20 protein-coding genes are annotated in these 20,010 nt (G+C 72.6%); 6 read left to right on the forward strand and 14 right to left on the reverse strand.

The genetic code is table 11. The features are described 5' to 3' along the window. Nucleotides 1-41 precede the first annotated feature (41 nt). Nucleotides 42-1,268, forward strand: coding sequence for an MFS transporter (locus DFJ66_RS34445; RefSeq protein ID WP_121227577.1), 1,227 nt, complete (start codon nucleotides 42-44; stop codon nucleotides 1,266-1,268). Nucleotides 1,269-1,729: 461 nt separating this feature from the next. Here DFJ66_RS34445 and DFJ66_RS34450 read toward each other — a convergent pair whose 3' ends face one another. From DFJ66_RS34450 to DFJ66_RS34500, 11 genes are all read right to left on the reverse strand, one after another. Beyond that, the gene (locus tag DFJ66_RS34450) at nucleotides 1,730-2,032 is read right to left on the reverse strand and encodes a hypothetical protein (RefSeq protein ID WP_121227579.1); all 303 of its coding nucleotides are present in this window, start codon (nucleotides 2,030-2,032) and stop codon (nucleotides 1,730-1,732) included. 38 nt (nucleotides 2,033-2,070) lie between these two features. Beyond that, nucleotides 2,071-2,970 carry a CU044_5270 family protein gene (locus DFJ66_RS34455; RefSeq protein WP_121227581.1) on the reverse strand — a complete coding sequence of 300 codons (900 nt, stop codon included), beginning with the start codon at nucleotides 2,968-2,970 and terminating at the stop codon, nucleotides 2,071-2,073. After that, nucleotides 2,963-3,529 (reverse strand): RNA polymerase sigma factor, encoded by a 567-nt coding sequence (locus DFJ66_RS34460; RefSeq protein ID WP_121227583.1) that lies wholly within the window; start codon nucleotides 3,527-3,529, stop codon nucleotides 2,963-2,965. The genes DFJ66_RS34455 and DFJ66_RS34460 overlap by 8 nt, the downstream gene beginning before the upstream one ends. Nucleotides 3,530-3,713: 184 nt before the next feature. Then, a complete protein-coding gene (locus DFJ66_RS34465) occupies nucleotides 3,714-4,478 on the reverse strand; it encodes an ABC transporter permease (RefSeq protein ID WP_121227585.1) in 765 nt (254 codons plus the stop codon). After that, the gene (locus DFJ66_RS34470) at nucleotides 4,475-5,401 is read right to left on the reverse strand and encodes an ATP-binding cassette domain-containing protein (protein ID WP_121227587.1); all 927 of its coding nucleotides are present in this window, start codon (nucleotides 5,399-5,401) and stop codon (nucleotides 4,475-4,477) included. The genes DFJ66_RS34465 and DFJ66_RS34470 overlap by 4 nt, the downstream gene beginning before the upstream one ends. 35 nt (nucleotides 5,402-5,436) lie before the next feature. Continuing rightward, nucleotides 5,437-6,627, reverse strand: coding sequence for a cytochrome P450 (locus tag DFJ66_RS34475; protein ID WP_121227589.1), 1,191 nt, complete (start codon nucleotides 6,625-6,627; stop codon nucleotides 5,437-5,439). Then, nucleotides 6,624-7,487 carry a DUF4097 family beta strand repeat-containing protein gene (locus tag DFJ66_RS34480; protein WP_121227591.1) on the reverse strand — a complete coding sequence of 288 codons (864 nt, stop codon included), beginning with the start codon at nucleotides 7,485-7,487 and terminating at the stop codon, nucleotides 6,624-6,626. The genes DFJ66_RS34475 and DFJ66_RS34480 overlap by 4 nt, the downstream gene beginning before the upstream one ends. A 48-nt stretch (nucleotides 7,488-7,535) precedes the next feature. After that, nucleotides 7,536-8,024: a toxin-antitoxin system HicB family antitoxin gene (locus tag DFJ66_RS34485; RefSeq protein ID WP_121227593.1), complete on the reverse strand. Its 489-nt coding sequence runs from the start codon at nucleotides 8,022-8,024 to the stop codon at nucleotides 7,536-7,538. An 85-nt stretch (nucleotides 8,025-8,109) separates the two neighbouring features. Next, nucleotides 8,110-9,147: a hemolysin family protein gene (locus DFJ66_RS34490; protein WP_121227595.1), complete on the reverse strand. Its 1,038-nt coding sequence runs from the start codon at nucleotides 9,145-9,147 to the stop codon at nucleotides 8,110-8,112. Beyond that, nucleotides 9,144-10,469: a hemolysin family protein gene (locus DFJ66_RS34495; RefSeq protein ID WP_121227597.1), complete on the reverse strand. Its 1,326-nt coding sequence runs from the start codon at nucleotides 10,467-10,469 to the stop codon at nucleotides 9,144-9,146. Before DFJ66_RS34495 ends, DFJ66_RS34490 begins: the two co-directional genes overlap by 4 nt. Nucleotides 10,470-10,622: 153 nt before the next feature. After that, on the reverse strand, nucleotides 10,623-11,654 hold the full coding sequence (locus tag DFJ66_RS34500) for a LacI family DNA-binding transcriptional regulator (RefSeq protein ID WP_121227599.1): 1,032 nt from the start codon (nucleotides 11,652-11,654) through the stop codon (nucleotides 10,623-10,625). A gap of 114 nt (nucleotides 11,655-11,768) precedes the next feature. Between DFJ66_RS34500 and DFJ66_RS34505 the strand changes: the two genes are divergently transcribed. The 3 genes from DFJ66_RS34505 to DFJ66_RS34515 are packed head-to-tail and all read left to right on the forward strand — an operon-like array spanning nucleotide 11,769 to nucleotide 14,832. Then, nucleotides 11,769-12,911, forward strand: coding sequence for a Gfo/Idh/MocA family protein (locus DFJ66_RS34505; protein ID WP_121227601.1), 1,143 nt, complete (start codon nucleotides 11,769-11,771; stop codon nucleotides 12,909-12,911). Beyond that, nucleotides 12,908-14,032 (forward strand): dihydrodipicolinate synthase family protein, encoded by a 1,125-nt coding sequence (locus DFJ66_RS34510; protein ID WP_211351407.1) that lies wholly within the window; start codon nucleotides 12,908-12,910, stop codon nucleotides 14,030-14,032. The genes DFJ66_RS34505 and DFJ66_RS34510 overlap by 4 nt, the downstream gene beginning before the upstream one ends. Next, a complete protein-coding gene (locus DFJ66_RS34515; protein WP_121227603.1) occupies nucleotides 14,029-14,832 on the forward strand; it encodes a sugar phosphate isomerase/epimerase family protein in 804 nt (267 codons plus the stop codon). Before DFJ66_RS34510 ends, DFJ66_RS34515 begins: the two co-directional genes overlap by 4 nt. Nucleotides 14,833-14,902: 70 nt before the next feature. Here DFJ66_RS34515 and DFJ66_RS34520 read toward each other — a convergent pair whose 3' ends face one another. Next, nucleotides 14,903-16,312 (reverse strand): Dyp-type peroxidase, encoded by a 1,410-nt coding sequence (locus DFJ66_RS34520; protein ID WP_246030017.1) that lies wholly within the window; start codon nucleotides 16,310-16,312, stop codon nucleotides 14,903-14,905. Between the two features lie 166 nt (nucleotides 16,313-16,478). Beyond that, nucleotides 16,479-17,516 carry a serine hydrolase gene (locus DFJ66_RS34525; protein ID WP_211351409.1) on the reverse strand — a complete coding sequence of 346 codons (1,038 nt, stop codon included), beginning with the start codon at nucleotides 17,514-17,516 and terminating at the stop codon, nucleotides 16,479-16,481. A 110-nt stretch (nucleotides 17,517-17,626) separates the two neighbouring features. Here DFJ66_RS34525 and DFJ66_RS34530 point away from each other — a divergent pair, with 110 nt between their 5' ends. Further along, nucleotides 17,627-18,334 (forward strand): SDR family oxidoreductase, encoded by a 708-nt coding sequence (locus DFJ66_RS34530; RefSeq protein ID WP_121227607.1) that lies wholly within the window; start codon nucleotides 17,627-17,629, stop codon nucleotides 18,332-18,334. On the opposite strand, the gene DFJ66_RS34535 is transcribed toward DFJ66_RS34530, so the two are convergent. Next, the gene (locus tag DFJ66_RS34535; protein WP_246030018.1) at nucleotides 18,288-19,286 is read right to left on the reverse strand and encodes a helix-turn-helix transcriptional regulator; all 999 of its coding nucleotides are present in this window, start codon (nucleotides 19,284-19,286) and stop codon (nucleotides 18,288-18,290) included. The genes DFJ66_RS34530 and DFJ66_RS34535 overlap by 47 nt on opposite strands. Before the next feature lie 42 nt (nucleotides 19,287-19,328). Here DFJ66_RS34535 and DFJ66_RS34540 point away from each other — a divergent pair, with 42 nt between their 5' ends. After that, the gene (locus DFJ66_RS34540) at nucleotides 19,329-19,958 is read left to right on the forward strand and encodes an alpha/beta fold hydrolase (protein WP_121227611.1); all 630 of its coding nucleotides are present in this window, start codon (nucleotides 19,329-19,331) and stop codon (nucleotides 19,956-19,958) included. Nucleotides 19,959-20,010 lie beyond the last annotated feature (52 nt).

Genomic DNA, 20,010 nt, shown 5'->3' on the forward strand with positions numbered 1-20,010 from the left:
AAACGTTCGGCGCCCGCCACCCGCGTTGGCAGGGTGATCGCATGTCCAGGGGGTGGGTGCGGCTCCAAGCCGTCGCGGTGTCCGGTTCGGTGGCGGAGGGGTTGATGCGGACGGCGCTGCCGCTGGCGGCGGTGTCGATCACGACAGATCCGCGCGAGGTGTCGTTGGTGCAGGTGGTGGGCCAGTCGCCGTGGCTGCTGTTCTCGCTGTTCGCGGGCGTGCTGATCGACCGGGCGCGGCGCACGACCGTGCTCGGACTGGCGTACGCGGTGCAGTGCGCGGCAGCGTTGGCGTTGGCGGTCGCCGGCGTCACGGGCGCGTTGGGGCTGCCGTTGCTGTTGGTGGTGGCGTTCGTGGTGACCTCGGCGCAGGTCCTCGGCGACGGGGCCAGCGGGGCACTCGTGCCGGACGTGGTCCCACCGGACCGCTTGGCCGCCGCCAACACCCGGCTGATGCTGATCGACCAGGGCGCGGTCCAGTTCGTCGTGCCACCGGTGGCCGGGCTGCTGGTGGCCTGGGGCTTCGGCGCGCCGGCGGGCTTGGCGGTGGCGGCGGCCCTGGTCGCGCTGCTGGTGAGCCGGGGCCTCCCGTCGCGACCGGCGGTGCCGTCCGACAAGCACCCGCTGCGGGACATCGCGGAGGGCCTGCGGTACCTGGTCGGGACGCGACTGCTGCTGTCGATCACGATCGCGGTGGCCCTCGGGTCGTTCTCGTCGAGCGCGGTGATGGCGATGTTCGTGCTGTACGCGCACGACGTGCTGAGCCTGGGGTCGGTCGGGTACGGCCTCATGCTGACCGCGATGGCCATGGGGTGGGTGGCCGTGTCGTTCGTGGTGCACCGGGTGGTGGACCGGCTCGGCTACTCGTGGTCGATGCGGACGGCCCAGGTCGGCATGGTGGTGAGCCACGCGCTGGTCGCGGTGCTGCCACCGTGGCCGGTGGCGGTGGCGGTCGTGCTGTTCAGCTCGTCGGCGATCGTGATGGTGTGGAACGTGTGCTCCCAGTCCAGCCGACAGCGGTTCACGCCGTCCGGCCTGTTGGGGCGGGTGCTGACCGGACACCGGGCCCTGGCCTGGGGGTTGACGCCCCTGGGGGCGTTGACCGGCGGGGTGGTGGCGTCGTGGGCCGGGTTGCGGGCGGTGTGGGTGATGGCGGCGGTGATCCAGCTGGGCGCGCTGGCGGTGGCTTGGGTCTGGCTGTCACCTCGCGCGTTCGCGGCGGCGGAGCAGTCCGAAGCGGAACGGACCGAGGCCCTGCTCCAGCCCTGACCACCACCCCAGACTCCCTCCCCTCCCACCCACCGCCCGCCGCAGACTCCTCCCACCACCGGCTGCCGCAGACCCCTCCCACCCACCGGCTGCCGCAAGCCCACACCACCCCCACGAAACCTGCCGCGCCGCAGCCGCCCACGGACACGGCGTCGTCCTGGCACCACAGCCGCGCGCACGCCCGAAGGGCGCCACGCTTACGCCGTGCTGCCAAGCCCACGGGAAGGGCCTCGGTTTCTTTCCCCGTCCGGCCTGGGCGCAGCCCAACCGCGCTTGGCCCGTTTGTGCAACCAGCTTTTCCGGTTGCTCAAACGGGCCAAGTGTGGTTGCCTCCGGCAGGCCGGATGGGGAAAGAAACCGACGCCCTTCCACCCCCCGGGGGCCTGCCCAGCGGCGAGCGTCCGCTTTTCGCTTTTGGCTTTCGCTTTTGATCTTGAGAGCGCGCAGCGCGCAGCTCTCGGCTAGAGCGGAGGGACCAGGCCGGGAAACTTGCGGGCCGCGTGGCAATGGGGGCATTCGCGGCCGTTGTCGACCGTGCGGGGGACGCCGCCGATCACGGCCGAGGTCGGGTGGGCGATGAAGCCCGCTCCGCCGCACAGGTGGCAGATCGTACGGGCGTCCGAGGTCACGCCAAACAGGTCGTCTTCGTCCTCGTCGTCGTCTTCTTCTTCGTCCTCGAAGTCGTCGTCCTCCGGGTCATACCCGCTCTCCGGGTCGTACTCGTTCTCGGGGTCGAAGTCCTCGGGGTCCTCGTGCGCCTCCACGGGGGACACGGTAGTCCCGCGCCCCCCGTGGTCGCCGGTCAGGGGCGCTGGCCGACCGCGTCCACAATGGACAGCTCGGCGGCCGGGCCCCACGTGGTGCCCAGGAACTCGTAGGTGGTCGGGTCGAAGTACAGCGTGGTCTTCTGGGGCTTGTCACCTGGGACGACGGGTGCCGGCCACTCGATGCCGACCGCCGGGCGGCCGGTGGTGTCGTGCGTGTCCCGGACGACCTCCAGGCCCTCGACGCGGGCCGCCGCCTCGAACAGCGCCGCCTTGCTCTCCGGCTTCAGGAGGGACCCCGCGAGCTCCATGACGTCCTTGCCGCGCGCGTTGATGTTGCCCGGACCGCCGCTGGCGTTGGCGTCGAGATAGGCGAGCATCTCGTCGGCGGTGGTCGGGAGGTCGCGCTTGTAGGCCGGGTCGGGTTCGCACGGTTCGGTGACGCCGGGCCGGAACTCGCCGCCCTTGGTGACCGCGCGGACGCCGTCGCGGCAGCCGGGCAGTGGGGTGACGCCGTCGGGTCCCTCGACCGCGCCGTCGTGGGTGCCGTCCACGGACAGCCACCACCCGGTGTTGTAGTCGCCGTTGGTCGCGCCGTGGTAGACGAACTGGTCGGGGCGCGGCTCGACGAACGGCGCCGAGCGGGCCTTGGCGGCGGCGTGGGTGAGGACCTCGGCGGCGCTCGCGGCGGGGGGTTGGGTGCCGGTGACGACGTCCACGGGCGCGAGGGTGAGCACCGCCGCCACGGCCGCCGCGGCGGTGAGGGTGGACGCGCCGGCCACCACGAACCCGCGCCTGCGCCGCTTGCGGAGGGGCGAGGGGGTCGGCGCTGCCTCAGCCAGGGCCGTGAGCAGGCGGTTTCGGGCCGGGGTCAGGTCGGCCGGGGTGGGCAGCGGGGTGTCGTCGCGCAGGGTGCGGACCAGGGCCAGGTCATCCATTGCTCAGCAACTCCTCTAGTGCGGTGGGGTTTCCGAGCGCCTCACGGACCTTGCGGCGGGCTCGGTGGAGGCGGGAGCGGACGGTGCCGACCGGGATGGACAGCGCTCCCGCGACCTCCTCGTAGCTCAGCTCTTCCCAGGCGACCAGCAGCAGGACGTCCCGGTCCTCGGCGGTCAGGCCGGCCAGCGCGTCGGCCAGGGGTGTGCGCAGCGACTGCGCGGTGACCCTGGTGGCGACGCGGTCGGCGTGGCCCGCCTCGTCCGGTGCGCCCGCCTCGCGCAGGCGGAAGCGCCGGACCTCGTCGCGCCGGTGTTGGCCGACGAGGTTGGTGGCGATCCCGTACAGCCACGGCCTCGCGTCGGGACGGCCGAGGTCGTAGCGTGCGCGCTTGTCGAAGGCGGCGAGGAACGTCTCCGCGACGAGGTCGTCCGCGACCTCGCGGCCGAGCCGCCGGGCCAGGTACCGCTGGATGTGCGGTGCGTGCCGGTCGAAGAACTCGGCGAACGCCTCCGGCTGGTGCCGGGAGCGTTCGATGATCTCCGCGTCGGTTGTCGTCATGGTGGCCTTTCGGGCGTGTGGCGTTCGCCCTGTTATCAGTCGCCCGCGCCGATCGGGTTCACGCGCGCCGACGCAAGCCCCGCACGCGCGCCGACGCAAGCCCCGCACGCGCGTCGACGCAAACCCCGGACGCGCGTCGACGCGGGGGCACCCCACGAGGCCCCCGCGTCGATCATCCCCCAGGTCAGCGGGACGGGTCGCGGTTGTAGCGCTTGCGCGACCACACGTAGCCGCCGACCGCGGCGAGCGTGCACCAGCCGATCGCCCACCACCCGCTGTCACCGATCGGCGTCCCGTTCAGCACTCCCCGCAGCGTGTCGATCACCGGCGTGAACGGCTGGTGCTCGGCGAACCACGCCACCCCCGGCGACATGGACTCCGTCGGCAGGAACGCGCTGCTGATGAACGGCAGGAACTGCAACGGCAACGTGAACCCGTTGGCACCCTCCGGCTTCTTCGACGCCAACCCGCCCCCCACGGCCAGCCACGTCAACGCCAGCGTCAGCATCAGCAGCACCGCGATCGCCAGCAGCCACTCCCCGAACGACGCCCGCGGCCGGAACCCGATCAGCAGCGCCACCCCGATCACGAGCGCGACGGTGGCCATGGTCCGGATCACCGCCCCGAGCACCCGCCCGGTCAGCACCGACACCCGTGCGATGGCCATGGTCCGGAACCGGGCGATGATCCCCTCGTTCATGTCCACGCAGATGCTGATCGCCGTGCCCGCGCTGCTCGACCCCACGGCCATCACCAGGATGCCGGGCACCAGGTAGTTCACGTACGTGCTCTCGCCGACCGTCGTCAGCATCGCCCCGCCGAACACGTAGACGAACAACAACATCATGAACACCGGCACGAACAAGCCGGAGACCGCCATGACCGGGTACCGCTGCTGGTGCTTGAAGTCCCGGCGCAGCATGGTCACGGAGTCCGCGAAAGCGGTCATCGGGGGCTCCCCTGCGAGGTCAGGGCGAAGAACACGTCGTCCAGGTCGGGCGTGTGCACGGTCAGCCCCTCCGGCTCGATCGCCGCCGCGTCCAGCCGGTCCAGCAGGGCGCGCAGCGACCGGACCCCGCCGTCCCCGGGCACCTGCAACGTCAACGCCTCCGGGTCGGGGCTGCCCGCGCCCAGCACCCGCACGGCCTGGTCCAAAGTGGACACCTCCGGGAACCGCAGGCTCACGTGACCGCCCGGCACCAGCCGCTTCAGCTCGGCCGCACTGCCCTGCGCGACGATCTTCCCGCCGTCCAGCACCGCGATCCGGTCCGCCAGCTCGTCGGCCTCCTCCAGGTACTGGGTGGTGAGGAAGATCGTCACGCCGTCCCGCTCCACCAACTCCCGGATGATGTCCCACAGCACGTGCCGGCTGCGCGGGTCCAGGCCGGTGGTCGGCTCGTCCAGGAAGATCACCCGCGGTCCGCCGACCAGGGTCATCGCCAGGTCCAGCCGCCGGCGCATCCCGCCGGAGTAGGTGGACGCGGGCTTGCGCGCCGCCTCCACCAGCTCGAACCGCTCCAGCAGCCGCCGGGTCAGCGCGCGGCCGTCCCGGCGGGGCAGGTGGCGCAGGTCGGCCATCAGGTTCAGGTTCTCCTCGCCGGTGAGCAGGCCGTCCACCGCCGAGAACTGGCCGGTCACGCCGATCACCGAGCGCACGCCGTCCGGGTCGGTGCGCAGGTCGTGCCCGCAGACGCGCACCTCGCCGGCGTCGGCGGTGATCAGCGTGGACAGGATCTGCACGGCGGTGGTCTTGCCGGCCCCGTTCGGGCCGAGCAGCGAGAAGACCGTGCCCTCGGCGACGTCGAGGTCGATGCCGTCGAGCACGACCTTGTCGCCGAAGTTTTTACGCAGCCCGAAGGCCGAGATGGTCATGGGTTCCCCTCAGAAGGCCTTGCAGAGAAAGAAGGTCAGACGCGCAGCGGCAGCGTCTTGACGCCCGTCATGGCGGGCGAGGGCATGAACGTGGGCGCCTGGTCGGGGTCCACGTGCAGGCCGGGGAAGCGGTCGAGCAGGGCGTTCACGGCGACGCGGCCTTCGAGGCGGGCCAGGGGCGCGCCGACGCAGAAGTGGATGCCGCGGCCGAAGCCGAGGTGCGGGTTGGGGTCGCGGCCGGCGTCGAACAGGTGCGGGTCGGCGAACCTGCGGCCGTCCCGGTTCGCCGCGCCCAGCCAGACCATCAGCAGCTGGTCGGCCGGGATGTCCTGTCCCCCGAGGGTGACGGGCGTGGTGGTGGCGCGAGCCAGCGCCGCGAACGGGGTGAAGAAGCGCAGTGACTCCTCGATCGCCACCGGCACCAGCGACCGGTCGGCGCGGACCCGTTCCCGCTGCGCGGGGTGGGCGTCCAGGCACAGGGTCGTGTTGCCCAGCAGCATGGTGGTGGTGATGTGCCCCGCGACCAGGAGCACCATGGAGAAGTTGACGACCTCGTTGTCGTTGAGCCGCTGCCCGTCGACCTCCGCTTGCACGAGACCGGAGATCAGGTCGTCACCGGGGCTGCGGCGGCGGGCGGTGATGTGCTCCCGCAGGTAGTCCTGGAGGGGCAGGAGCCCGGCGCTGACCTCGGCGAAGTCCTCGGCCATCTTCTCCGGCGAGTCGTTGAGGGAGAACTCGTTGTTCTGGGCGAACAGCTTGTCCACCCACTCCCGGAACAGCTCCCGGTCGCTCGCCGGGAGGCCCAGCAGTTCGGCGATCACGATCACCGGTAACGGGTAGGCCAGCGCGGAGACCAGTTCGAACCCGTCGGGGTCCACCTGGTCGAGCAGCTCGTGGGTCAGGGCGGTGACGCGGGGCTCCAGGTCGGCGACGACCTTGCCGGAGAACGCCTTGCTCACCAGGTTGCGCAGCTTGCGGTGGTCGGGCGGGTCCAGGTCCAGCAGGTTGCCCTCCCGCAGCGACCGGTCGGCCTGCACCGGGAAGAGGTCCTGGACGTGGGCCGAGGAGTAGGTCTTCGCGTCGGCGAGGACCTGGCAGGCCTCCTCGTGCCCGTAGACGTTCCACATGCCGCTCTTCTCGTCGAACTCGACCGGTCGGGCGGGGTCTTCGCCGCGCAGCCAGGACTGCGCGGGGTGGATGCCCCACCGGTCGGCCAGGTCGGTCATGAGTCGTCCTCCTTGGTGGGAATGGCCCGGCGCACGACGATGTCGCCGAAGCCGGTGCGCCCCCGGACCTCGACGGTCTCGGTGGCGGGATCGGGGCCGGACGCGGCCTCCAGCGAGTTGTGCACGGCGCCCAGCACGGAACTGAGGTCCAGCCACGCCGCGGTGCCGTTGCGGATGCCGACCTCCAACTGGCCCACGGAGGTCTCCATCACGACCTTGCCGCGGGCCACCTCGTGCACCCGGATGCTGCCGTTGGCGGTGGTGGCGGTGACATCCCCGTGGGCCACGTCCACGGAGATGTCGCCGTTGGCCGACTTCACCCGCAGGTCGCCGGTGACCTCGCCGACCCGGGTGGGACCGTTGGAGTTCTTCACCACGGCGTCCCCGTCCACGTGCTCGACGCGCAGGTCGCCGGACCCGGTCAGCACGTCGGCGGTGCCGGTGACGTGGTTGACGCCGACGTTGCCCATCGCGGTGCGCAGGTGCAGCGGCCCGGACCGGTCGACGGTCACGTTCCCCGTCGCGGAGCGGAACCGGACCTCGCCGTACCGGCCGCGGGCCTCCAGGTCGCCCAGCGCGGTGTCGCCCCGGACGCTGGACCCGGTCGGGACCTCGATCGTGACGTCCACCGAGCCGCCCTTGGTGAAGATGCCGCGCGGCCTGGGCGTCTTGACCAGCAGTCGGCCGCCGTCGAACTCCACCCGGGTCTGGTCGGCGGCCTTGACGTCGCCGGCCCGGCCGGGGTCGGTCGGACGCACCTCCACCACGGTGTCGGTGCGGTCGGACGCGGTGATCCGGGTGGGGCCGACGACCAGTTCGAGGGTCACGGAGATCGGTCCGGGCGTGGCGAAAACGGGCATGGCTGTCCCCTGGTAGTGGGTGTGGAAAGCGTTTTCCCTGGTGACGGGCTAGCGGACCCAGCCGGTGTAGCGCTGGCCGAAGAGCGTGGTGGGCTGGCGGACGCCCTGGTCGAGCGCGGCGGAGGCGGCGCGGACCAGCCAGGCGTTGACCGAGATGCCGGCCGTGGCGGCGGCCTCCTCGACGCGCTGTTTGAGGTGCTCGGGCAGGCGGAGGTTGATGCGGGTCATGGCGCCGTCGTCGTCCACGGGCGGCGGCGGGGGAGCGGGCTGCGCGGGCGCTTCGGGCGCGGCGTGCGGCGGCGGGGTGACGACGAACTCCGGGTCACGGCCGCGCAGCCGGACGTCGACGGAACCGGGCGCGAGGTCGCGGGTGATCTCGGCGGCGGCGCCGGAAAGCGCTTCCAAGAGCGTCAGCCGGGCAGCGGGGTCGATCTGCGCGGTGAGGCGGTCGGCGAGCGCGCGGGCCTCGTCGCCCACGGCCTCGGCGGCGACCGCCAACTCGCGGCGGAGGTTGTCGACGTACGGCGTGAGGTCCATGGCACAACTATGGCACCACTGTGGTGCCATGCGCAAGCGCTATGTGGTGCCACTTGGTGCCACTCCGGCACCAAGTGGCACACGATCAGAGGTCCCGGTACACGTGGGTGCCGTCCCGGACGGTGCCCACGTACTCCTCCACGAGGTCTTCCAGCGCCACCACGCCCCGGACCCCGCCCTCCGCCGTCACGGCCTTGGCCAAGTGGCTCTGCGCCCGCCGCAGCGCCGCCAACGCCTCGTCCAGCCGGGCGTCCACGGCCACCTCCGGCAACCCGCGCACCCGCGCGGCGGGCAGCGGCGTCGAGGGGTCCGCGTCGGCGAGGTCCAGCACGTCCTTGACGTGCAGGTAGCCCACCAAGGCCCCGTCCTCGCCGCGCACCGGGAACCGGGAGAACCCGGTCGCGGACACGGCCGCCTCGACATCGCTTATCGTCGGCCGGGCCGGCACGGACGTGACCCGGTCCAGCGGCACCAGCACGTCCGCCACGGTCCGCTCCGCCGACGACAACGTCTGCGTCAGCCGCCGGTGCTCGGAGTCCTCCAGCAGGCCCTCCTGGCGGGACTGGGCGATCAGCAGCGCCAGTTCGTCCCGCGTGTACGCCGACTCCAGCTCCTCCTTCGGCGTCACCCCGACCAGCCGCAGCACGAACGTCGCGACCACGGTGAACCCGCGCAGCAGCGGTGCCACCAGCTTGCAGAACCAGTAGTGCACGGGCACCAGCAGCAGCGCGGTGCGTTCCGGGCCGGCGATGGCCAGGTTCTTGGGCACCATCTCGCCCAGCACGGTGTGCAGGGCGACCACGATGACCAGCGCGATCGCGAACGCCACGCCGTGCAGCACCGCCGGCGGCAGGCCGACCGCGTGGAACGGGGCTTCCAGCAGCGCCGCCACGGCCGGTTCGCCCAGCGCGCCCAGGCCCAGCGAGCACAGCGTGATGCCCAGCTGCGCGCCCGCGATCAGCAGCGGCAGTTCCCGGCCCGCCTTGATGACGACCTTCGCCCGCGAGCTGCCCGTGTCCGCCAACGCCTCCAGCCGGTCCCGGCGGGCGGTGATGATCGCGAACTCGGCGCCGACGAAGAAGGCGTTGCCCGCCAACAGCAGCAGGATCACCAGGACGCTCACCGCGCCACCTCCGGCTCCACGCGCGAGACGCGCAACTCGGCCACGCGGTGCTTGTCCATCTGCACCACGGTGATGCGCCAGTCGTCCACCCGGATCTCGTCGCCGACGTCCGGGATGCGGCCCAGCCGCGCCAGCACGAGGCCGGCCAGGGTCTCGTAGTCGCCCTCCGGCATCCGGAACCCGGTCGCCTCGGCCACCTCGTCGTCGCGCAGCAGGCCGGACACCAGCCAGCCGTTCGCGCCCAGCGCCCGGACCGGCGAGCCCTCGCGGCGGTCGTGCTCGTCGCGCACGTCGCCGACGATCTCCTCGACCAGGTCTTCCAGCGTCACCATGCCCGCCGTGCCGCCGTACTCGTCGACCACCAGCGCGGTCTGCAGGCCGGACGCGCGGAGGCGGTCCAGCAGGGCGTCGCCCTCCAGCGTCTCGGGCACGGTCTGCACCGGCCGGGTCAGCGCGGAGACCGGCGTGGTGGCGCGCTGGTTGCGCGGCACGTTGAAGGCCTGCTTGACGTGGACGATGCCGCGCACCTCGTCCAGGTCGCCGTTGTGCACGGGGAACCGGGAGAAGCCGGTCTCGCGGGCCTTGGCCAGCAGGTCCAGCACGGTCGCGTCGGCGCGCAGCGACTCCACCCGCACCCGCGGGGTCATCAGCTCGTCGGCGGTGCGGTCGCCGAAGCGCAGCGACCGGTCCAGCAGGGTCGCGGTGCCCTCGTCGATCGTGCCCTGCTCGGCGCTGGAGCGGATCAGCGCGCCCAGCTCCTGCGGCGACCGCGCGGAGGCCAGCTCCTCGGCGGGCTCCACGCCCAGCCGCCGCACCAGCCAGTTCGCGGCCCCGTTCAGGCCGGTGATCAGCCAGCGGAACACCGCCGAGAACCCGGCCTGCAGGCCCGCGACGGCCCGCGCGGTCTCCAGCGGCTTGGCGATGGCCAGGTTCTTGGGCACCAGCTCGCCGAACACCATCGACAGCGCCGTGGCCAGCGCCAGCGCGACGACCAGCGACACCGGTCGGGCCACCGACTCCGGCACGCCCACCAGCGACAACGCAGGGGCGACCAGCTCGGCGATCGCGGGCTCGGCGATGAAACCGGTGATCAGCGTGGTGAAGGTGATGGCCAGCTGCGAGCCGGACAGCTGGAACGACAGCGACCGGTGCGCCTTCTCCACCGTCTTGGCCTTGGCGTCGCCGACGGTGGCCACGTGCGACTCGACGGTGCTGCGCTCGAGGGCGGTCAGCGAGAACTCGGCGGCGACGGCGATGAACGTGCCGATCGTCAGCGCCACGACGGCGACCAGGCCCAGCAGGCTGAGCAGGATCCCGGTCACCGGGCACCCCGGCGGGGGCTCGGGTCTTGCGGCAAGCCGGGTGTCGGACCCGGCTCAGTACTGCATCCAGGCGATTGCGCGTCGCGCACGGAGGTGATCACTCCTAGGCAGGGGTGGTCGGACTACCGGTCCAGTTTAGAGAGTCGGGGTCGGTCAGCGCAGTCCGGTACCGGAGGGTGACGACGTGCTCGCACGCAGTACCACCTCGCCCGGGGTCCGGACCGTGCGGGCGGTGGGGTGGTCGTCCAGCACGAGCCGCGCGGCGCGTTCGCCCATCTCCTCCAGCGGCAGCCGGACCGTGCTCAGGCCGGGGGCCAGGTCGCGCAGGGTCGGGATGTCGTCGAAACCCGCGATCGACACGTCCTCCGGCACCCGGAGACCGTGCTCGCGCAGGGCCGCCATCGCGCCCATCGCCATCACGTCGTTGACGGCGAACACGCAGGTGGCGCCGGTTCTCGCGGCGAGGAGGTCCTGGGTCGCCGCGTACCCGCCGTCGCGGGTGAAGTCGCCGTGGACGACGAACGGCTCGGGCACGCCGGCCTCCGCGAGGCCCGTCCGGAACCCGGCGAGCCGGTCCCGCGCGACCACCAGGTCCTGCGGTCCGGCGAGCACGGCGAACCTCCGGTGACCGAGCGCGGTGAGCTCGGCGGCCAGGGCCTTCGCGCCCGCCCGGTTGCCGGGGACGACGGTGTCCACGCCCAGCTTGGCCTGCGACACGGCCGCGACCCGGCCGCCCTGCTCGGTGAACGCGGCGATCTCGTCGGCGAGCCGGCTCGCGGCGGTGCGGTCGGTGGTGCGGGTGCCCGCGATGACCACGGCCCGTGCCCGGTGGGCACGCAGCGTGTGCAGCAGTTCGACCTCGCGGCCCGGGTCGCGGCCGGTGGTGCCCAGGACGACGACGAGCCCGGCCTCCTCGGCGATCCGCGTGACGCCGGCGGCGATGCTGGAGAAGTAGGGGTCGGCGATGTCGTGCACGAGCAGGCCGACCAGGACGCTGCTGTTGCGGGCGAGGGCCTGCGCGGAGGCGTTGGGCAGGTACCCGAGCCGGCGGGCGCTGCCGACCACCCGTTCCCGCAGCTCGTCGCTCACCTGGCGGGTGCTGCCGTTGAGCACGCGCGACGCGGTGGCCAGCGAGACACCGGCGTGCTTCGCCACTTCCACCAGCGTGACCTGCCGGGACGTCAACGGCTCCTCCTGGGCGACTGCGGGGTGCGAGCCTAACCCGCCGGCGCGGTTGACGTCCGCGACAGGCCGACCGTAGCGTGTGGAAAGCGCTTTCCAACCCGCTCGGAGGTACGCATGGCTGTGCGCACGATCGGGGTCGTGCTGAACGGGGTGACCGGGCGGATGGGGTACCGCCAGCACCTCGTCCGCTCGATCCTCGCCATCCGCGAACGCGGCGGGGTCCGCGTCGACCCGGACACGGTCCTGCTGCCCGAGCCCGTCCTGGTCGGCCGCAACGCCGACAAGCTCAAGGAGCTCGCCGCCCGCCACGACCTCCCGAACTGGACGACCGACCTGGACGCCGCCCTGGGCGACCCGGCCACCGAGGTCTACTTCGACGCCCAGGTCACCTCCGCCCACGTCGCCGCCCTGACCAAGGCCATCGCCGCGGGCAAGCACGTCTACACCGAGAAGCCGGTGGCGTCCTCGCCCGAGGAGGTCCTGGAGCTCGCCCGCCTGGCCGACGAGAAGGGCGTCCGGCACGGCGTGGTCGCCGACAAGCTGTACCTGCCCGGCATCCGCAAGCTGCGCCGCCTGGTGGACTCCGGGTTCTTCGGCCGCGTCCTGTCCGTCCGGGGCGAGTTCGGCTACTGGGTCTTCGAGGGCGACTGGCAGACCGCCCAGCGCCCCTCCTGGAACTACCGGGCCGAGGACGGCGGCGGGATCGTCGTGGACATGTTCTGCCACTGGTCCTACCTGCTGGAAGGCGTGTTCGGGCCGGTGGAGGCGGTGACCGCGCGGGCCGTCACGCACATCCCCCAGCGGTGGGACGAGCAGGGCCGGCCCTACGCCGCCACCGCCGACGACGCCGCCTACGCGATCTTCGAGCTGGCCGGGGGAGTGGTCGCGCAGGTCAACTCGTCGTGGGCGACCCGCGTCCGGCGCGACGAGCTGGTGGAGTTCCAGGTCGACGGCACGCACGGCAGCGCGGTCGCGGGGCTGCGCAACTGCGTGGTGCAGCCGCGGGAGATCACGCCGAAGCCGGTGTGGGACCCGGACGTGCCCTCGCCGCACGACTTCCGGGCGCAGTGGCAGGAGGTGCCGGACAACGAGGAGTTCGGCAACGGGTTCCGCGTGCAGTGGGAGGACTTCCTCACCCACGTGCACCGCGGCCTGCCCTACCGGCACGACTTCCGCGCCGGCGCGCGGGACGTCCGCCTGGCCGCGCTGGGCCTGGAGTCCTCCCGCACCGGCCGCCGGATCGAGGTGCCCGCGTGACCACCGTGCGCCTGCCGCAAGCCGACGGCACCCTCACGCAACACGTCCTGAGCTCGCCCCGGGACTGGGGTGCACCGGCCGGACCGCCGACGTCCAGGGTCGCGTTCGCCGCCGCGCACGTCGTCGCCGACCCGTTCGCCGACAACACCCCGGGCGCGCCCGCGAAGCTCGACTGGGACGCCACCCTGGCGTTCCGCCGCCGCCTGTGGGACCTCGGTTTCGGGGTCGCGGAGGCGATGGACACCGCCCAGCGCGGCATGGGCCTGGACTGGCCGACCGCGCTGGAGCTCATCCGGCGCAGCGCCGCCGAGGCCACCGGCCGGATCGCCGCGGGCGTCGGCACCGACCACGACACCGCCGACCCGCTGACCGCGTACACCGAGCAACTCGAAGCGGTGACCGCGTTGGGCGTGCAGCCGATCCTGATGTGCAGCCGCAAGCTCGCCGCCGTCGCCCGTGGACCCGAGGACTACCAACGGGTCTACGGCGCTCTGCTGGAGCAGGTGTCCGAGCCGGTGGTCCTGCACTGGCTGGGTCCGGCGTTCGACCCCGCCCTGACCGGCTACTGGGGTTCGGCGGACGTGGCCGAGGCGACCAAGCACTTCCTCGACCTCATCCACACCTATCCGTCCAAAGTGGACGGTGTGAAGGTGTCCCTGCTCGACGCCGGGCACGAGGTGTCGTTGCGGCGGGCGCTGCCGCCCGGTGTCCGCTGCTACACCGGCGACGACTTCAACTACCCCGAGCTGATCGCGGGCGACGAGGTCGGGCACAGCGACGCGCTGCTGGGCATCTTCGACCCCATCGCACCCGCCGCCGCGTCCGCGCTGCACGTGCTGGACACCGGGGACGTGGCCGGGTTCCGGGAGGTCCTGGAGCCCACGGTGGCGCTGTCCCGGCACATCTTCGGCGCACCGACGTTCCACTACAAGACCGGTGTGGTGTTCCTGGCCTGGCTCAACGGTTTCCAGGACGCCTGGTCGATGGTCGGCGGTCTCCAGTCGGCGCGGTCGGTCGTGCACCTGGGCGAGACGTTGCGCCTGGCCGACGCCGCCGGCCTGCTGGAGGACCCGGACCTCGCGGCGGAGCGGTGGGAGCGGCTGCTGGGGGTGCTGACGTGAGGCTGTCGCTCAACCAGGCCACCATCAAGCGCGCGACGGTCGCCGAGGCCGTGGACGTGTGCGTGCGGCACGGGATCGGGTCCATCGGGCTGTGGCGGGAGCCGGTCGCGGAGCACGGGTTGGACAAGACCGCGCGGCTGGTCGAGGAGGCCGGGCTGCGGGTGTCGTCGCTGTGCCGGGGCGGGTTCTTCACCGGCGTGGACCAGCGGGAAGCGTTGGCGGACAACCGGAAGGCCATCGACGAGGCCGCGGCGCTGAAGGCGGACTGCCTGGTGCTGGTGCCCGGCGGTGTGTCCGACCGGGACCTGATCGGCGCGCGTGCGCGGGTCGCGGACGCGGTGGCGGTCTTGGCGCCCTACGCCGCCGACGCCGGTGTCCGGTTGGCGATCGAGCCCATGCACCCGGTGTTCTGCGCGGACCGGGGTGTCGTGTCGACGCTGGGCCAGGCGCTGGACCTGGCCGCGCCGTTCCCCGCCGACGTCGTGGGTGTCGTGGTGGACGCGCTGCACGTGTGGTGGGACCCGGACCTGCCCGCGCAGATCACGCGTGCCGCCGGTCGGATCTTCTCCTACCAGGTGTGCGACTGGATCACGCCGCTGCCCGCGGACGTCCTGCTCGGGCGGGGGTTGCCCGGGGACGGGCACATCGACCTGCCGTGGCTGACCGGGCTGGTGGCGCCGTTCTACTCCGGTGACGTCGAGGTCGAGGTGTTCAACGCCGACGTCTGGGCGGCGGACTTCTCGGAGGTCGCGGCCGACGTCGTGCGCCGGCACGCGGCGGGCTGGGCGGCTTGCGGGTAGTCGGTTGCTCGTGGATCGCGGGTAGCCCCCGGGGGCCGGTCGTGGACGGCGGCCACGACCGGCCGCTGCCCTAGCGGGGCAGTTCCCGGCCCGCCGCCAGCAGCCGCAGCGTGCTGACCGACGGGACCAGGGCGTACAGGGCGCCGGTCGTGCGGACGAAGCGGGGGAACGCCAACTCCGTGCCCCCGAACCGCGCGCCGTCCGCGCCGCCGATCACCGGGTCGGTGCCGGTCGGAGCGCCGTCCGCGCCGCCGGCGAACTCCGGGTTGTTCGCCCAGACGCGCTGTTGGAACTCGAACTGCTCGCGGATCGACGTGCAGTGGGCGACGAAGAGCAGGCCGCGCTCGGCGTGCGGGTTGTCGTCGTACGGCGGGCCGAACGGGATGCCGCGCCGGAGGATGCGGCGCTGGGTGGGCGCGCGGTAGGTGAACGAGCGCGGGTTGGTCTTGCGGATGTGCGCGGCGCACGGCGTCCGCTCGCCCCACGGGTCGTCGGCGTAGTCGAAGTCGTTGCGGTCCGGGCCGAGGCCGAGTGCCGGGTCGGCGGGCTCGGCCAGCGGTCGCCCGTCCCGGTGCCGGCCGATCAGCAGCGCGCCCGTCTCGTCGGGCGTGGTGCCGAGGGCGTCGGCGTGCTCTTCGAGGGCTTCGCGCCAGCCGGCGACGTCCTGGGTGAGGCGGCGGATCACCTGGAGCGACCCGTTGTGCAGCCAGCGGGCGGTGCGGTCGCTCTCGTCGCCGCGCTCGGAGTCGTGGCCGAAGACGAACTCGCCGGGCTTGACCAGCACCGCGCCGGCGTGCCCGAGGCGGTGACCGGGTCGGTGGGGGTCTTCCTCGTGGAAGTCGCGGACGCCGGGTTGCGAGATGCCGTCCTTGAACCCGAAGTGCTCGCGGCCCTTGAGCGGGCCGGGGAGGGTCTCGCCGAGCTCCTGGTGCACCTTGACCACGCCGAGGAGGTCGTCGAGGAGGTCCAGCATGGTGTCCACGGCCTGGAGCCGTTCCGTGCAGTCGGAGGCGACGGTCACGACGGCGTGGATGCGCTGCTCGTCGCGGCCGAACAACCACTCTTCCGGGTCATCCCCGGTCACGTCGGCCCGCGCTTCGGCCCCCATCCACAGTGCGGGGTCCCTGCGCCGCAGGTCCTCGGCGACGGCGTCCGGGTTGACCGCGAGCTTGACCAGGCCGGCGGGCGTGAGGGAGAGGTTCGCCCAGGTGGCCTTGAGGCTCTGCGGGTCGGCGCCGAACATGGCCCGGCCGAGGGAGAAGGCCTCGTTGAAGTCCTCGACGTCGGCGGTGACGGAGAGGTAGCCGATCACGGCGGCGAGCCAGGTGCGGCCGAGCTTGGCGTCGGTGAACCGCAGGAAGCGGAACTGCTGGTGGTCCTTGTTGAACGCGGCGAGGACGTTCCCCTGGATCTCGCGCGACTTCCGCAGCGGTGGGCGTGTTCCCCGCTGCTCGGCGTGCAGGTGCAGCAACTCGGACATACCGAGAGTCCCCATTCCCCCGAATGCTCTCAGTGCAGAAGAGCACACCCGGCGGCCCGTGATACCCACGAGTAGCACCTACCACCCACCCGGCGTAACGCCCCCGGGACGAGTGGGGGCGGGTCGCACGTCGCTCATCCCCTCGCGGCGTGCGACCCGCGGGTTGTCAGCCGCCGTTGGAGGCGCGGTAGGGCTGGGCCGAGTACGCGCGCGGCTTCGCGGTGGTGATGCGGAGCACCGAGTCGTACAGCGTCCGGCCCAGGGCGGCGCGGGCGCGCAGGGCCGGGTGGGTCGCGCTGTAGTTGTCCGCGTTCGCCGCCTGGTCGCCCGCGAACTGGCCCGACGCGAACAGCGAGTACGTCACGACCGGCTTGCCCGCCGCGTCGAAGACGATGCCCGCCTCGTTCCGCCCGTCCTCGAACCACCCCGCCTTGGTGGCCACGTTCAGCCGTTCGGCGGACGACAGGTTGAGCCGGATGCCGTCCGTGAACGACGTCAGCGACCGCAGCACCCGCAGCAGGTGCTCCGTCGAACCGGCCGACAGCAGCTCACCCCGCACCAGCTTCTGCAGCAGCGTGAACGTCTCGCGCGGCGTGGTCGTGCCCAGGTAGAACCGGTTCGGGTTGGCCACCGGCACGACCTGCGTGTGCACGAAACCCTTCGACCGCAGGATCTCGTTGAGCTCCAGCGCCGGCACCACGAGCCCGCACAGCCGCACCGCCGTGTTGTCCGACACGGTCAGCAGCGCCGCCAGCGCGTGCCCCACGGTCACCGAACTGGGGTACGCCCCGTCCAGCCCGAAGATCCCGTCGGTGTCCTGGATCACGATGGACGCGGTCACGTCCACCCGCTGGTCGAGGGTGATCAAGCCCCGGTCGACCTTGTCCAGCACCGCGACCGCCACCGCGATCTTGTTCACGCTGTACGCCTCGACCACCCGGTCGGCGTTGTCCTCCACGGCCGTCTTCACGACGCCGTCGGGGTCGGCCACGCCGATGTAGGACGACCACGTGCCGCCCGCGAAGTACGTCTCACGCTGGTACTTCCGCGCGATCTTGCGGCGCGCGAGGTCGGCGGTGGTCGGGATCAGGGCGTCCCACTCGGCGTCGGTCTCCTGCGCCGACGCCGTGCCGGCGGTGCCCAGCACGGCGCCGGCCGCGGCGACCGAGCCCAGACCCAGCGCGAACCTGCGGTTGATGTTCATGTGCCCCCAATCAGATGGATGTCCGCCACTAAAGACGCCGCCGGACGCCGTTTTGTTGCCTCCGGCGGCGTAACGCGGTGCGCTGATCCAACCAGCAGTAGCCTGCCGACATGGGCGAAGGGGTATTCCTCATCACGGGGGCGTCCCGCGGGATCGGGCTGGCGACCGCGCAAGCCGCGGCCGAGGCCGGGTACCGACTGGTGCTGACCGCGCGGGACGTCGACGCGCTCGCCGAGCACGCCGCGCGGCTGGGCGGGCCGGACCGGGTGTGGGTGGCCTCGTGCGACGTGCGCAAGTGGGAGCAGGTCGCCGCGCTGGTCGGGCGGGTGGAGGAGGAGTGGGGGCGGCTGGACGTCGTGTTCGCCAACGCGGGCACCAGCGTCGTCACCTCGTTCACGTCCTCGCAGGGCGCGCCGCCGTCCCAGTGGGCCGACATGGTCCTGACGAACGTGTGCGGACCGGCGTTCACCGCCCGCGCCGCCCTGCCCGCGCTGATCCGCAGCGGCGGCCACCTGGTGCTGACCGGGTCGGCGGCCGGGCGCGGGGTGCGGCCGGGCAACCTGTACTCGGCGACGAAGTGGGCGGTCACCGGCCTGGCGCAGGCGATCCGCGCCGAGTGCGTCGGCACGGGGGTGCGGGTGACGCTGGTCCAGCCGGGCCTCACCGACACCGGCGGCATCCCGGCCTCGCGGTTGGGCGACCCGAAGCTCGCGCCGGCGGACGTGGCGCGGGCGGTGCTCTACGCCGTGTCCCAGCCGTCCACTGTGGACGTCAACGAGATCCTGGTGCGGCCGGTGGGCCAGGACGCGTACCGGTGAGCCGCGCACCAGGCGGTGGGCCGGGACGCGTACCGGTGAGCCGCGTGCCCACCGCCCGCAGCGCCTCGACCACCTCGTCCGACGCGTCCAGGGTGTAGTCGGCGGCGCACAGCAGCAGGTCGGCGGCGATCGGCTCGATGGTGTCCGCCCCCAGGTGCACTCGGCAGGTGCCCGCCGACACCGGCTCGACCTTCCCCGGCAGCGCCACGACCAACCGCGCCTCCACGACGTCCGCCGGCGCCCGGACCAGCGCGGTCCCGGTGTACCGGTAGGGCGCGGACGTCAGCCGGCGCGCGACGAACGCGCCGGGTTCCTCGGGTAGCTCGCGCGGCGGGAACCGGTGCCCGGTGGTGCGCGCCGCGCCGATCCGGTCCACCCGGAACATCCGCCAGTCGTCCTTGGCCGGGTCGAACGCGAGCAGGTACCACAGCCGGAACAACGTCACCAGGCGGTGCGGCTCGACCTTGCGCTCGACCCCCTTGTAGGCGAACCGCACCGCCTCCCGGTCCCGGCACGCCGCCGCCAGCACCCCCAGCGCCGCCGGGTCGGACTCGGGCGCCCCGCCGAACGGGATGCGCGACACCGCCGACCCCAGCGCGTCGACCTGCCGCCGCACCCGGTCCGGCAGCACGGGCTCCAGCTTGGCCAACGCCCGGAACGCGCTCTCCTCCATACCCCGCGTGGCCGCCGCCGTCCGCAACCCGATGGCCACCGCCACGGCTTCGTCGTCGTCCAGCAGCAACGGCGGCAGGTCCTTCCCGGACGCCAACCGGTACCCGCCCGTCGTGCCGGTGGTGCCGTGGACGGGATAGCCGAGCTCCCGCAGCCGGTCGACGTCCCGCCGCACGGTCCGGTCGGTGACACCGAGCCGCTCCGCCAGTTCCGCGCCGGTCCAGTCCCGGCGGCCCTGGAGGAGTGACAAGAGTCGCAACATGCGGGCGGGCATGCTCATTGCGGACATCCTATGTCCTAGAGGCGTTCTAGTGTTGATCACATGACGACTTACGTGCTGATCGCGGGCGCCTGCCACGGCGGGTGGTACTACGAGCCGATCACCGCGCGGCTGCGGGCGCAGGGCCACCAGGTGCACGCGCCGACGCTGAGCGCCGTGGGCAACTTGGAGGAGCACGTCGAGCAGGTGCTGGCCCTGGTGGACGGCTTGGAGGACGTCGTCCTGGTCGGGCACAGCTACGGCGGCATGGTGATCACGGCGGTTGCCGACCGGGTGCCCGGGAAGGTGAAGTCCCTGGTCTACGTGGACGCGCTGGTGCCTCGGGACGGCCAGTCCGCATGGGACCTCGTGCACGGCTTCTGGCGGCAGTGGTACATCGACGGCGCGTCGGCCGACGGGCGGGGCGTGGCCCCGATGCCGTTCTTCGACAAGCGGGCATTCGCCCACCCGATCGCGTCCCTGCTCCAACGACCCCGGCTGACGGGGGCCGTCGACGGCATCGCTCGTCGGTGGTACCTGTACTGCGAACAGACCCAGGACAGCCCGTTCACGCAGTTCCGCGACGCTTTCCAGGCGGACCCGGGCTGGGAGGTGCGCTCGCTGGACGTGGGCCACAACTTCCTGGACGGCGGGGCGGAGGACTTCCTGGACGTCCTGAAGGCGGCCGGCTGAGGAACCGCGCCCCTGGCGTTCGACGAAAACGCCCACCGCCGCGAGGTGCTGC

It is taken from the genome of Saccharothrix variisporea (assembly GCF_003634995.1).
Classification (GTDB): Bacteria; Actinomycetota; Actinomycetes; order Mycobacteriales; family Pseudonocardiaceae; genus Actinosynnema; species Actinosynnema variisporeum.

Coding starts and splice junctions, on each gene's coding strand:
- DFJ66_RS34445 (WP_121227577.1), top strand. CDS start 42: ATGTCCAGGGGGTGGGTGCGGCTCCAAGCCGTCGCGGTGTCCGGTTCG.
- DFJ66_RS34455 (WP_121227581.1), bottom strand. CDS start 2,970: ATGGATGACCTGGCCCTGGTCCGCACCCTGCGCGACGACACCCCGCTG.
- DFJ66_RS34460 (WP_121227583.1), bottom strand. CDS start 3,529: ATGACGACAACCGACGCGGAGATCATCGAACGCTCCCGGCACCAGCCG.
- DFJ66_RS34465 (WP_121227585.1), bottom strand. CDS start 4,478: ATGACCGCTTTCGCGGACTCCGTGACCATGCTGCGCCGGGACTTCAAG.
- DFJ66_RS34470 (WP_121227587.1), bottom strand. CDS start 5,401: ATGACCATCTCGGCCTTCGGGCTGCGTAAAAACTTCGGCGACAAGGTC.
- DFJ66_RS34475 (WP_121227589.1), bottom strand. CDS start 6,627: ATGACCGACCTGGCCGACCGGTGGGGCATCCACCCCGCGCAGTCCTGG.
- DFJ66_RS34480 (WP_121227591.1), bottom strand. CDS start 7,487: ATGCCCGTTTTCGCCACGCCCGGACCGATCTCCGTGACCCTCGAACTG.
- DFJ66_RS34485 (WP_121227593.1), bottom strand. CDS start 8,024: ATGGACCTCACGCCGTACGTCGACAACCTCCGCCGCGAGTTGGCGGTC.
- DFJ66_RS34505 (WP_121227601.1), top strand. CDS start 11,769: ATGGCTGTGCGCACGATCGGGGTCGTGCTGAACGGGGTGACCGGGCGG.
- DFJ66_RS34520 (WP_246030017.1), bottom strand. CDS start 16,312: ATGTCCGAGTTGCTGCACCTGCACGCCGAGCAGCGGGGAACACGCCCA.
- DFJ66_RS34525 (WP_211351409.1), bottom strand. CDS start 17,516: ATGAACATCAACCGCAGGTTCGCGCTGGGTCTGGGCTCGGTCGCCGCG.
- DFJ66_RS34530 (WP_121227607.1), top strand. CDS start 17,627: ATGGGCGAAGGGGTATTCCTCATCACGGGGGCGTCCCGCGGGATCGGG.
- DFJ66_RS34535 (WP_246030018.1), bottom strand. CDS start 19,286: ATGAGCATGCCCGCCCGCATGTTGCGACTCTTGTCACTCCTCCAGGGC.
- DFJ66_RS34540 (WP_121227611.1), top strand. CDS start 19,329: ATGACGACTTACGTGCTGATCGCGGGCGCCTGCCACGGCGGGTGGTAC.